The following is a 12,493-nucleotide window of genomic DNA, read 5'->3' as shown; positions in this document are numbered from 1 at the left end:
TAAGGAGTTCATTGATGATTGCCGTCGCCAAAATCACTGCCAAAGGGCAAACCACGATTCCCGCCGGCATACGCGCCGCCTTGCAGATCGGCCCCGGCGACACCATCGTCTGGGAAACCCTGCCCGACGGCAGCGCCCGGGTGCGCCGCATGCTGCCGCTCGACCGCGAGTACCTCGAAGCGCTCGAAGGCACCCTGTCGGAATGGTCAGGCCCCGCGGACGAGGAGGCCTACCGTGACCTATGAGCGCGACCAGGTCGTGCGCGTCCCCTTTCCCTTCACCGACCGCGCCGCCAGCAAAAACCGCCCGGCCCTGGTGCTCTCCGACGCGGCGGCCTTCAACGCGCCCACCGGGCACGTCGTGCTCGCCATGATCACCTCGGCGAGCAACCCACCCTGGGCGCTGGACTGCCCAATCCAAGACCTGGCCAGCGCTGGGCTACCCGCACCCTCGGTGGTGCGGCAAAAGCTCTTTACCTTGGATGCGCGCCTGATTCGCGGCACGCTGGGGCGTCTTGCGCCGCAGGATGCCGCGCGTGTGCGCCAAGCCCTTGCCCAACTGATCGGGCCTTTGCCATGACCCCCATCAAAGCCCCCAAAAAACTCATCGAAGTGGCGCTGCCGCTGGATGCCATCAACCAGGCCGCCGCACGGGAAAAATCCATCCGCCACGGCCACCCCAGCACGCTCCACCTGTGGTGGGCGCGCCGGCCGCTGGCGGCTGCCCGCGCGGTGATCTTCGCCCAGCTGGTCAACGACCCCGGCTACGAGCGAGCCTTGGGCCGCGGGGTCAACAAAGAAAAGGCCGCCGCCGAGCGCGAGCGGCTCTTTCAGCTCATCGAAGAGCTGGTGCAGTGGGAAAACACCAACAACGAAGCGGTGCTCGCCCGCGCCCGGGAGGAGATCTGGAAAAGCTGGCGCGAGACCTGCGCCCTCAACAAACACCACCCGCAGGCGGCAGAGCTTTTCAACCCCGAAAAGCTCCCCGCCTTTCACGACCCCTTCGCCGGCGGCGGCGCGCTCCCCCTGGAGGCGCAGCGGCTGGGGCTGGAAAGCTACGCCTCCGACCTCAACCCGGTGGCGGTGACCATCAACAAGGCGATGATCGAAATCCCGCCGCGCTTTGCCGCTCGCGCACCGGTGGGGCCGATCCCGCCGACCGAGCGGCAGGGGCGGCTGCCCCAGGAATGGAAGGGAGCCCAAGGGCTGGCCGAAGACGTGCGCCGCTACGGTGCGTGGATGCGGGAGGAGGCGGCAAAACGCATCGGCCACCTCTACCCGCCCATCGAGATCACGCCGGCCTTGGCCGCCGGGCGGCCCGATTTGCAGCCGCTCATCGGGCAGAAACTCACGGTGATTGCCTGGCTGTGGGCGCGCACGGTCAACAGCCCCAACCCCGTCTTCAGCCACGTGCCGGTGCCGCTGGCTTCCACCTTCGTCCTCTCCAGCAAGCCCGGCAAAGAGGCCTATGTTGAGCCTGTCCTTTCTCCCTCTCCCTTGGGGAGAGGGGATGGGGGTGAGGGTTGCTACCGCTTCACCGTCAAGGTGGCGGGCAACCCCGACTTCGACCCGGCGGCCTATGCGCGGGCGAAGAGCGGCACCAAGCTCGCCCGCGGCGCCAACTTCGAGTGCCTGCTGTCCAAAACGCCGATCGAGGGGCGCTACATCAAAGCCGAAGGGCAGGCCGGACGCATGGGCGCGCGCCTCATGGCCATCGTCGCCGAAGGGCCGCGCGGGCGCGTCTATCTGCCGCCTGTTGATGCGCACGAGGCGATCGCCCGACAGGCGAAGCCGACGTGGAAACCAGATCAACCGATGAATCGCGAAACACGCGATTTGGTAAGCGGCCGCGGTTACGGTTTTTTTACCTGGGCCGACCTCTTCACCCCCCGCCAACTGGTGGCGCTGACCACCTTTTCCGATCTGGTGGCAGAAGCCATCGAAAAGTGCCGCCAGGACGCGCTGGCTGCCGGCATGCCCGACGACGGCGTGGGCCTCGACCAAGGCGGCAGCGGCGCCACCGCCTACGCCCAGGCGGTGGGGGTTTGTCTTAGCTTGAATGTCAGCCGTCAGGCTAATCGCACTGCGTCTCTGAACTTCTGGGACACAAAAGGTGAGAACATTCAGCAAGTATTCGCGCGTCAAGCGCTGCCCATGACATGGGATTTTGTTGAAGGGAACCCGTTATGTAACTCTACGGGCAATTTCACCGGTCAGGTCGACTACTTTATCAAGGTTATTGAAAACGTTCCGGGCAGACCTGAAGGCGTGGTGCAAATGCAGGATGCCCAAACCCAAACCCTTTCCCGCGACAAAATCGTCTCCACCGACCCGCCGTATTACGACAACATCGGCTACGCCGATCTGTCGGACTTTTTCTACGTCTGGCTGCGCCGAAGCCTCAAGCCCATCTTCCCCGGCCTCTACGCCACCCTTGCCGTGCCCAAGGCCGAGGAGCTGGTGGCCACCCCCTACCGCCACGGAAGCCGTGAGGCGGCGGAAGCCTTCTTCCTCGACGGCATGCGCCGCGCGCTCAAAAACCTGGCCGAGCAGGCCCACCCGGCCTTTCCGGTCACCATCTACTACGCCTTCAAGCAAAGCGAAACGCACGATGAGACCGGCACCAGCAGCACCGGCTGGGAGACCTTCTTGCAGGCGGTGCTGGACGCCGGGTTTGCCATTACCGGCACCTGGCCGATGCGCACGGAGTACACCGGTAATCTTAAAAAGAGCACCAACGCCCTTGCCTCCAGCATCGTGCTGGTCTGCCGCAAGCGCGCGCCGGATGCGCCCAGCGCCAGCCGCCGCGAGTTCGTGCGCGAATTGAACGCGACGCTGCCCGAAGCGCTCGATGCCATGACCCGCGGTGGCGTCCATTCGCCGGTGGCGCCGGTGGACCTCTCGCAGGCGATCATCGGCCCCGGCATGGCCATCTTCTCCCAATACGCCGCGGTGCTCGAGGCCGACGGCACGCCGATGACGGTGAAAACCGCGCTGGCCCTCATCAACCGCTTTCTGGTCGAGGACGACTTCGACCCCGACACCCAGTTTTGCCTGCACTGGTTCGAGCAGCAGGGCTGGAGCGCGGGCAAGTATGGCGAGGCCGACGTGCTCGCCCGCGCCAAGGGCACCAGCGTGGGCGGCTTGCAGGCGGCTGGCGTGGTCGACAGCGGCGCGGGCCAGGTGCGGCTGCTGAGGTGGCGCGAATACCCCGCCGACTGGTCGCCCGAGGCCGATACCCGCACGCCGGTGTGGGAGGCGCTGCACCAGCTCATCCGCGCCCTCAACACCGGCGGCGAGAGCGAGGCCGGCCGTTTGCTTGCCCGCATGCCCAGCCGCGCCGAGCCGATTCGCGCGCTCGCCTATCGCCTCTACACCCTGTGCGAGCGCAAGGGCTGGGCCGAGGATGCCCGCGCTTACAATGAGTTGGTCACCGCCTGGAGCGGCATCGAGCAGGCGGCCAGCGAGGCGGGCGTGGTGGGCACGCAGGCGCAGTTCGATATTTGATTCGGAGGCGATCATGCTGAAAACGGCCACCTTCCAAAATCTCACCATCGTTCCCGATGGTGAGTGGTGTTTCAGTCCGGGGCTCAATGTGGTCATTGGCGAAAATGGCACCGGCAAAACACACGTGCTCAAGGCGATTTACGCCTTGCTCAAGGTACAGGCTGACAGCGCCGAGCTGACCAAATCGACTCTGGAAAAGGCCTATGCCGAAAAGCTGGTGCGGATATTCCGCGCTGAAAGCCTGGGACGGCTGGCGCGGCGCAAACAGGGGCGCTCGCGCTGCGAAATTGCCTTGGCGTTCGACGATGGATCATTCGATTCGGCCATTGGTTTTGCAACCAACGCGAAATCACAGGTCGAAATCCATAAAGCCCCACAGACGAAATTACCCCAATCGCCTGCCTATCTGCCAACGCGCGAGCTGATTACGCTCGCGCCCTGGTTTGTCTCGCTTTATGACAACTTTCATCTGGAGTTTGAGGAGACCTGGCGCGACACAGTGTCTCTGTTGGGCGCGCCGGCAGTACGCGGTCCGCGGGAGAAACACGTTGCCCAGCTCCTTGCCCCGCTGGAAAATGCAATGGGCGGCAAGGTGGTCGTCGATAGCGCAACCGGGCGTTTCTACCTCCAAATTCCTGGTGAGGGGCGGATGGAAATGCCATTGGTTGCCGAAGGGTTGCGCAAAATCGCGATGCTGGCGCGGCTCATCAGCACGGGGGTGCTGCTCGACAAGGGGTATCTTTTCTGGGACGAGCCGGAAACCAACCTGAACCCCAAGCTGGTGCGTGTGGTCGCCCAAACGATGATCGCGCTGGCATCAAGGGGTATTCAGGTGTTCGTGGCCACCCACAGCCTGTTTTTGCTGCGCGAGCTGGAAATCGAATTGGCACGACACAAGCCTGACCATCGCACTGGCGCACGGTTTTTCGCGATGTCGGCGCACGCCGACGGCGTGTCGCTCGAGCAAGCCGACGAGCTGGCAGGGGCGGTGCCACTTGTCGCGCTGGATGAGGCACTGGCGCAGTCCGACCGCTACCTGGCGCTGGGAGAGTGAGCATGGCGGTGGAGCTTCAGGAAGGACAGCTGACCTTCACTTTCCCAGATGGCTGGGTGGCCAGCAAATACGATGCATGGAGTTTCTACCGCAACCAGTTCGTCAAGCAATTGGATGGTATTCAGGCGGTCGATTTCATCGCCATCGATCCCCGTCGCACCGCCTACCTGATCGAGGTCAAGGACTACCGACACCCCGACACGGACAAGCCCTCGCAACTCGCCGCTACGATCGCGAACAAGGTGCTGATGACGCTCGCTGCGCTCTTACCCTGCCGGCTCAATGGCAACGACGCGAGCGAGCAGGCAACAGCAAAACGAACGCTGGAGTCTAAACAACTGCGCGTGGTGGTGCATATCGAGCAGCCCAAGCGGCACATGCCGATCGTCGATCCTGCCGATTTGCTCATGAAACTCAAGCAGGTCGTGCGCGCAGTGGATGCCCATCCCAAAGTGGCCACCATGCAGACCATGCCCCACCTGGGATTGGGATGGTCCGTCAAGTGATCTGGAGCTAGCCGTATGCCTCTAAAACCCTGGCGCGAAATCGCCGTCCCACACGAAGACGTGCTCAAGGGCACGTTCCAGCAGGCCGAGTTTGCGGCAGACCTCTCGCGCGTTCATGCAGGGTCGGCCACCGCGGAGTACCAGAATCCGGTGCTGTTCTTCCAGCGTACCTTCATCACCGAGGGGATGCGGCTCCTGCTCGACTCGGTGGTCAAGCGCTTGGCAGGTAAAGGCGGCGACCCGGTGATTCAGCTTCAAACAGCGTTCGGTGGTGGCAAGACGCACACCATGCTGGCGGTGTACCACATGGCCAAGGGCGAGGCCGCCGCCAGCGATCTGCCGGGGATTCCCGCCATTCTGGACGCCGCCGGGGTGACCGAGCTGCCGCGTGCGCGGATCGCGGTGCTGGACGGCATCAAGTCTTCGCCCAATCAGCCTGTGGTGCGCGAAGGTCAAGCGATCCGCACCCTGTGGGGCGATCTGGCCTGGCAACTGGGCGATGCAGAGGGCTTTGCGCTGGTCGCCGAGGCAGATGCCTCTGGCACATCGCCCGGCAAGGCAGTGCTGGAGACGCTGCTCGCGCGCCACGCGCCCTGCGTGATCCTGATTGACGAGCTGGTGGCCTACGTGCGCCAGTTCGAAGAGGGCAAGACGCTTTCGGGCGGCACCTTCGACTCCAACCTGAGCTTTGTGCAGGCACTCACCGAGGCGATCAAGGGGGTTCCCACGGCGGTGCTGCTGGCATCGCTGCCGGAATCGGACAAGGAAGCCGGAAGCGCGCGCGGGGTGAAGGCGCTGGAGGCGCTTTCGCACTATTTCGGCCGCGTGCAGGCGCTGTGGAAGCCGGTGGCGACCGAAGAGGCCTTCGAGATCGTGCGGCGACGGCTTTTTGCCACGATCAACGACAGACTGGCGGCAGAAAGCGTTTGCCGCGCTTACGCGGACTTTTACATGGCCAACCGCGACGACTTTCCACAGGAAACGCAAGAAAGCCGCTACTTCGAGCGGCTCAAGCACGCCTACCCGATCCACCCCGAAGTGTTCGACCGGCTCTACGAGGACTGGTCCACCCTTGACAACTTCCAGCGCACCCGCGGCGTGCTGAAGCTGATGGCCAAGGTCATCCACCGCCTGTGGAAGGATGGCAACAACGACCCGCTGATTCAACCGGGTAGCTTGCCGCTGTACGACGCCGACGTGCGCAACGAGGTTGTCTACTACCTGCCCCAGGGCTGGGATCCGGTGATCGAGCGCGATGTGGACGGCGAGCGCGCCGAGACGACGGAAATTGAGAGCAGAGACCCCCGTTTTGGCAGCGTGCAGGCCTGCCGCCGTGTGGCCCGCGCCATCTTCCTGGGCAGCGCACCCCATTCGGTGCAGCTGGCTTCCAACCCGCTGGTGCGGGGAATCGAGCTGGAGCGTGTGCTCTTGGGCGTCATCCAGCCCGGCCAGCAGACCGGCCTGTTCAAGGACGCGCTGCGCCGCCTCACCGACCGGCTGCATTACTTGAATCATGCCAATAACCGGTTCTGGCTCGACACGCGGCCCAACCTGCGACGTGAGATGGAGGAGCGCAAACGCCGCTTCCAGGACAAGGAAGACGTGTTCCCGACGGTCCGCGAGCGCCTCCAGCGCAATTTCGCCAGCGGGGTGTTCGGCGGTATCCATGTCTTCACCGACAGCGGTGACGTGCCCGACGACTGGGCGCTACGTCTGGTGGTGCTGCCGCCCGACGCCGCCTTCAGCAAGAGCGGCCAGAGCCTGGCCATCGAGCGTGCGACCGATATCTTGAAGAAACGCGGCGATCAGCCCCGCTTCAAGCAGAACCGGCTGATCTTCCTGGCTGCGGACTATGACAGCGTGAGCCGGCTGAAGGACCATGTGCGCTCGTTCCTGGCCTGGCGCAGCATCGTCGCCGACTACAAGGAGAACCGCATCGTTCTCGACAACCTGATGGCCAAACAGGCAAGCGCCAGTCTGGAGCAGGCGGAGGAGACCGTGCGGCGGATGATCCGCGAGACTTACAAGTGGCTGCTGGCGCCGGTGCAGGAAGCACGGCCGGGCAAGGGTCTGTCTGAGTTGATGTGGGAGCATTTCCCGCTCAACCCAAGCGCGCACAATTGGTCACAGGAGATTGAGCGCGTGCTTAAGGAGAACGAGCTGCTCATCACTGAGTGGGCGCCGGTTCACCTCACCAAGGTGCTCAAAGACTGGTTCTGGAAGGATGACGTCAAGGACGTTTCGGCGCTCACCGTCTGGCAGCAGAGCTGCCAGCAGCTCTACCTCCCGCGCCTGAGGGACGACACCGTCTTCCGGATGACGCTGGCGGCAGGCGCGGAGAGCCGCGATTTCTTCGGCTTCGCGCAGGGCAAGGAGGGTAACCGCTACCTCGGTTTCAGCTACGGCCAACGAACGTCGCCGATCTTGGATGCATCGCTGCTATTGATCGAGCCAGTCACAGCAGCGACTTATTTGGAGAAAGTACGCGCAGCCGAAGAAACCTCCCAAACCAAGGCCGCCGTGACTGGCGGCGGTGCAGCAACGACGGCCGCTCCCGCCGGTGGCGGCACGCCCCGCGTGGAGGACTCTGCAAAGGGCGGCTATGCCTCGGTTGGCGCCCCCGCGGGACAAGCGGTCAAGAAGCAGTTTTACGGGAGCGTCGAGCTTGACCCTTTCCTGGCGAAAAAACAGTTCGCCGACTTAGTGGATGAGGTCGTCCAGCAGTTCACCACGCGCCCCGGGGTTAGAGTGAAGATCGCCGTCGAGATCCAGGCCGAGTCGGCCAACGGTTTCGACGATTGGCTGCAGCGCGCTGTGAAGGAGAACTGCAACGTGCTGAAGTTCAAGAACGCCGAGTTCGAGTCGGGCGAGTAAGGAAACCTCATCGACAAGACCACCCACAGCCACACCTGCCCGCGGTGCGGCGCGTCCAAAACGGCCGTCGTGCTGGACAAGGGGTCGAGCCGGAGCGCCTCTCGGTCGCCTGCGTGAGCAAAACCGCCGCGTCGTATCAACATCGTGACCGGAGCGATCTGCTTCACCGTGGCCATCGGAGAGGGGCAACGGTCGCTACCAGGGGCAAAAGGGGGACACTGAATCGGGGGTTCTTCGTGGTATCACGCGGGGTTTCACGGGGACATTGTAAGGACACTGGCAGCGTCGGAGAAGCCGAAGATCGCAAATAAAACCGGATCAACGCATCCGAATACCAGCAAACAAAAAACCACCCGATCTGTTTATAATCAAGTGGTTGTAAGCATTTGGCGGAGAGGGCGGGATTGTGGCGGTCCCGCCCTGGGGCGAGCCCGCCATCCCTCGCCTTCGGCTCGGGACCGCCCTGCGGGCGTCCGGCCGGGCAGTGCCCGGCTCGTCGAACCGGCGGGTTCTCGAAGGGCCCGCCCCCTTGCCAAATGAAAATGGGGCCGCGGGGGCTGTGGACACACCGCGAACGGGCGGGATTGTGGCGGTCCCGCCCTGGGGCGAGCCCGCCATCCCTCGCCTTCGGCTCGGGACCGCCCTGCGGGCGTCCGGCCGGGCAGTGCCCGGCTCGTCGAACCGGCGGGTTCTCGAAGGACCCGCCCCCCTCGCCAAATGAAAATGGGGCCGCAAGGGCCCCATTTTCATTTGGCGGAGAGGGCGGGATTCGAACCCGCGTCAGGGTATTACCCTGAACACGCTTTCCAGGCGTGCGGCTTAGACCACTCACCCACCTCTCCGAAAACTTTCACGCGCCGGCAACACGCTTTGGCTCCGGCCGGGCTTGCGCCCTTAACCTGGCTTGCGCCAGGTTAGCCTACGCCGCAACAAGCCGCTGCGCGGCGTGTTGTCCAGGCGTGCGGCTTAGACCACTCACCCACCTCTCCGAAAACTTTCACGCGCCGGCAACACGCTTTGGCTCCGGCCGGGCTTGCGCCCTTAACCTGGCTTGCGCCAGGTTAGCCTACGCCGCAACAAGCCGCTGCGCGGCGTGTTGTCCAGGCGTGCGGCTTAGACCACTCACCCACCTCTCCGAAAACTTTCAGCGCCGGCAACACGCTTTGGCTCCGGCCGGGCTGACGGCCCGGGAAACACCCCGGGCCACTCGGCGCTGCGGAACGTTTCGCCGCTGCGAACGTGCGTCACTGCCCGGCGCGCCGCGAAAACGCGCGATGATACCGGAAGGCCCGGGAGGCAGCAAGGGAAGCCGCGCCGGTGCTAGAATGGCCGCCCCATTCCGTTTCCGGCCCCATGCCCGAGCAGAACGCCGTTTTCCAGCAACTCAACGCCGCCAGCGAGCGCTACCGCGACCCCCTCGCGGCGGTCAACTGGGCGCAGCTTTCCCTGGACAGCTGGTGGCTGCCCCCGGATTGCCTTTCCCTGGCAGGTGTGGCGGCATTCGAGGGCCTGCCGGAGTCGTCGCGCCGCCGGCTCTCCCGTTATGAGTTCCTGCACTGGCTGCAGGTGGGGCTGTGGCTGGAACGTCTGTTTCTCGCCCGCACGGCGCAGGGGCTGGCTGGCGCCGCGACGCCCCTCGACTACGCGGCCCGTCTGCACGAACTGCGCGAGGAAGCCGGGCACAGTCTGCTGTTTCTCAAGTTCATGGAAGTCTCGGGGCTGCATCTGCCGGCCGCCGCCTTCCCTGCCCCGCGCCTGCTCACCCTCCTTGCCCGGCTGACACCCGCGGATTCGCTGCTGTTCCGGCTGGCAGTGGTGATCGGCGAGGAAGTGCCGGACAAGTTCAACCGGCGCATCCGTGCCCAGGCTTACGGCATCGACCCGGTGGTGGCCCGGGTGGTGGGCCTGCACATGATGGATGAGGCCCGCCACGTGGCACGGGGCAGACTGCGCGCGGAGGAACGCCTCGCCCACCTGGCCCCCCCGGGCCGCTACCTGACTGCGCGCACGCTGACGGCCCTGCTGGGTCCCTTCGCGCGCACCCTGTTCCTGCCCGCGCCGCCACTCTACGAGCTGGCGGGGCTGGGCGACGGCCGGCGCTGGCATGCCCTCGCCTCGGCCAATCCGGCGCGCCTCGCCTTGATGAGGGCGTGTCTTGCCCCGACGCTCGCCTGGCTTGCGCGCCAGGGGGTGGCCGTTCCAGCCCCCCTGTGAGGCAGCCGCCTCAGAAATTGGCCGCCTCGATCTCCAGATAGGTGCGGCTGATGTTGCCGCCCATGGATTCCTCGAAGTGCTTGAGGCGCTTCCACTCGCTGAGATCCAGGGTTTTGCGGATCTCGCTGTCGGTGAGCCCCTTCTTGTAGCCCGCTTCTACCCCTGCGTAGAAGCGCGCCATCATGCGGTGGAAGTTCCGCGCGTCGACCTTGGTCATGAGGGGACCGTGGCCCGGAATGGCAGTTTTGAAATCCAGCTTGCCCACTTCCTCCAGGGTGCCCACCCAGTTCTTCACATAGGCATCCCGGAAGGCCGGCATGATGCGGTGCACCAGCACGTCGCCGGCCACCAGCACCTTGTCGTCCGGCAGGTAGATCAGCATGTCGCCGGCGGTGTGGGAACCGAAGGGTGTCCACAGCACCATGCGCACGCCGTCGATAGTGAGATCCACCCGGGTGTTTTCCTGGTAGGTGGTGTGTGCCAGCACCGGCCGGGTATTGGGGAATTTCCTGCCGGTGGAGCTTTCCACGATTGCGATCCACTCGGCACCGGTCTTCTCCAGTTCGCTGCGGCATTTTTCCGAGCTGATGATCTGGGCGCCGGGGAAGGCCACGTTGCCCAAAGTGTGGTCGCCGTGGTGGTGGGTGTTGATGATATGGGTCACGGGCTTGGGGGTGAGTTTGGCGATGGTCGCCGCCAGATGCTTGCCGATCTCGTCGGTGAACCCGGTGTCGATGAGGATCACCCCCTTCTCGCCGATGATCACGGTGCTGTTGACCATGTAGCCCTGGTTCCCGGGGTTGGGAAATTCCATGGGCCCGATCAGGGCATAGATGCGGTCGTTGACCTTTTGCACCTTGGGTGCGGGCAGTCCCGCCCAGGTCAGGGGCGTCAGCAACAGCAGCATGGTGGCCAGCAACACTCTGCGCATGTTCGGTCTCCTTGTCGCAACGGGGAAACGGTGGCTCATGTTACCATCGGCGCGCTGTCCGCAAGTTCCTGCCATGAGTCTGCTGCAAGCGATCGCGCAAGCCATCGAAACCGCCACCGGCGCGCCCTTCGCGCCCCGGGCCGCCCGGGACCTGGGCGGCGGCTGCATCAACCGCACCCAGGTGTTGGAGGATGGCCGGCGCCGATTCTTCGTGAAGATCCACGATGCCCACCGCCTGCCCATGTTCGAGGCGGAAGCGGCGGGGCTTGCCGAACTCGGCCGCGCCGGCGCGGTGCGCGTGCCCCAGCCGGTGACCCGGGGCGCGGCTGCCGGCCACAGTTTCCTCGTGCTGGAATTCGTGGACCTGAGCGGCGGCTCGGCCAGGAGCGCCCGCCTGCTGGGGGAGGCGCTCGCGCGCCTGCACCGGGAGACGCGCCCCGCCTTCGGCTGGGACCGGGACAACACCATCGGCGCCACCCACCAGCCCAATGGCTGGATGGAAGACTGGGTGGCCTTCTGGCGGGAACGCCGGCTGGGTTACCAGCTTGCGCTGGCGATGGGCAACGGCCTGCCCACCCGCACCTGCGCCAGGGTGGAGCGCCTGCTGGACTGCCTGCCCGCCTTTTTTTCCGACTACCGGCCCGTGCCCTCCCTGCTCCACGGGGATCTCTGGGGGGGCAACTGGGGGGCGGACGAAAAGGGACAGCCGGTGATCTTCGACCCGGCGGTGTACTACGGCGACCGGGAGGCGGATCTCGCCATGACCGAACTGTTTGGCGGCTTTCCCGGGGACTTCTATGCCGCCTACCGCGCGGCGTGGCCGCTGGACCCGGGCTATGGCACGCGCAAGGTTCTGTACAATCTCTACCACGTGCTCAATCACTTCAATCTCTTCGGCGGCGGCTACGGCGCCCAGGCGGAACGCATGACGGAACGGCTGCTCGCCGAATGTGGCGCATGACGGCATCCCCATGAACACGCTGCCGGAATTCCTCACCCCGGACGAGGCCGCCGGGCTGCTGCAACGGGTGATGCCCGGCCGCGACGCCGTCGCGTGGCTCGAAGCCGACCGGCGCTTTGCGCCCATCCTGCCGGTCTTCGTGCGCGCGGGTGGGGTGTGGTATCGGGAAGAAGATGTGCGCGGCCTGGCGCGCCGGCTGCGGGAAGACATCGCCCTGCGCACCGGTCACGTACGGCGCCTCCAGGGAGAACGCCGGCAGCGCAGGGAGGACAGGCGTCAGTCCGGCGAGCGCCGCAGCCGCCTGCGCGCCGAGAGCGTGGTGGAACGGCGGCTTTTGCTGCGCCCCGACCGGCGCAGCGACCTGGACCGGCGCATCCGTGGCTGGCTCGACCGGCGCTCCATTCCCGACCGGCGCCGGCCCGCCGCCTGCACGTCCGCCTCCTGAGA

General features: G+C 65.3%; 10 protein-coding genes and 1 tRNA gene. 9 read left to right on the top strand and 2 right to left on the bottom strand.

Translation table 11 applies throughout. The features are described 5' to 3' along the window. The first annotated feature begins 14 nt into the window (after window positions 1–14). From ACZ42P_RS13500 to ACZ42P_RS13475, 6 genes are read left to right on the top strand one after another with little or no spacing between them, the layout of a single operon-like run. Window positions 15–245, top strand: a complete 231-nt coding sequence (locus ACZ42P_RS13500) for an AbrB/MazE/SpoVT family DNA-binding domain-containing protein (protein ID WP_464898054.1) — start codon at window positions 15–17, stop codon at window positions 243–245. Continuing rightward, the gene (locus ACZ42P_RS13495; RefSeq protein ID WP_464898053.1) at window positions 235–579 is read left to right on the top strand and encodes a type II toxin-antitoxin system PemK/MazF family toxin; all 345 of its coding nucleotides are present in this window, start codon (window positions 235–237) and stop codon (window positions 577–579) included. The genes ACZ42P_RS13500 and ACZ42P_RS13495 overlap by 11 nt, the downstream gene beginning before the upstream one ends. After that, window positions 576–3,506, top strand: coding sequence for a DUF1156 domain-containing protein (locus tag ACZ42P_RS13490; RefSeq protein WP_464898052.1), 2,931 nt, complete (start codon window positions 576–578; stop codon window positions 3,504–3,506). Before ACZ42P_RS13495 ends, ACZ42P_RS13490 begins: the two co-directional genes overlap by 4 nt. 13 nt (window positions 3,507–3,519) lie before the next feature. Further along, window positions 3,520–4,560: an AAA family ATPase gene (locus tag ACZ42P_RS13485; protein WP_464898051.1), complete on the top strand. Its 1,041-nt coding sequence runs from the start codon at window positions 3,520–3,522 to the stop codon at window positions 4,558–4,560. Between the two features lie 2 nt (window positions 4,561–4,562). Beyond that, on the top strand, window positions 4,563–5,066 hold the full coding sequence (locus ACZ42P_RS13480; protein WP_464898050.1) for a hypothetical protein: 504 nt from the start codon (window positions 4,563–4,565) through the stop codon (window positions 5,064–5,066). A gap of 15 nt (window positions 5,067–5,081) precedes the next feature. Beyond that, window positions 5,082–7,940 (top strand): ATP-binding protein, encoded by a 2,859-nt coding sequence (locus ACZ42P_RS13475; RefSeq protein WP_464898049.1) that lies wholly within the window; start codon window positions 5,082–5,084, stop codon window positions 7,938–7,940. 751 nt (window positions 7,941–8,691) lie between these two features. Here ACZ42P_RS13475 and ACZ42P_RS13470 read toward each other — a convergent pair. After that, window positions 8,692–8,782: transfer RNA gene (locus tag ACZ42P_RS13470), tRNA-Ser, on the bottom strand. 511 nt (window positions 8,783–9,293) lie between these two features. On the opposite strand from ACZ42P_RS13470, the gene ACZ42P_RS13465 reads away from it, so the two are divergent. Continuing rightward, window positions 9,294–10,154 carry a diiron oxygenase gene (locus ACZ42P_RS13465; RefSeq protein ID WP_464898048.1) on the top strand — a complete coding sequence of 287 codons (861 nt, stop codon included), beginning with the start codon at window positions 9,294–9,296 and terminating at the stop codon, window positions 10,152–10,154. 10 nt (window positions 10,155–10,164) lie between these two features. On the opposite strand, the gene ACZ42P_RS13460 is transcribed toward ACZ42P_RS13465, so the two are convergent. Next, complete coding sequence (locus tag ACZ42P_RS13460) at window positions 10,165–11,085, bottom strand: MBL fold metallo-hydrolase (RefSeq protein ID WP_464898047.1); 921 nt, start codon at window positions 11,083–11,085, stop codon at window positions 10,165–10,167. Between the two features lie 73 nt (window positions 11,086–11,158). Between ACZ42P_RS13460 and ACZ42P_RS13455 the strand changes: the two genes are divergently transcribed. Together ACZ42P_RS13455 and ACZ42P_RS13450 are read left to right on the top strand one after the other, a co-directional pair. Continuing rightward, the gene (locus tag ACZ42P_RS13455; RefSeq protein ID WP_464898046.1) at window positions 11,159–12,046 is read left to right on the top strand and encodes a fructosamine kinase family protein; all 888 of its coding nucleotides are present in this window, start codon (window positions 11,159–11,161) and stop codon (window positions 12,044–12,046) included. Window positions 12,047–12,056: 10 nt separating this feature from the next. Further along, complete coding sequence (locus ACZ42P_RS13450; RefSeq protein ID WP_464898045.1) at window positions 12,057–12,491, top strand: hypothetical protein; 435 nt, start codon at window positions 12,057–12,059, stop codon at window positions 12,489–12,491. Window positions 12,492–12,493 lie beyond the last annotated feature (2 nt).

It is taken from the genome of Thiobacter subterraneus, assembly GCF_055379455.1.
This window is presented reverse-complemented; position numbering and strand designations above follow the sequence as displayed.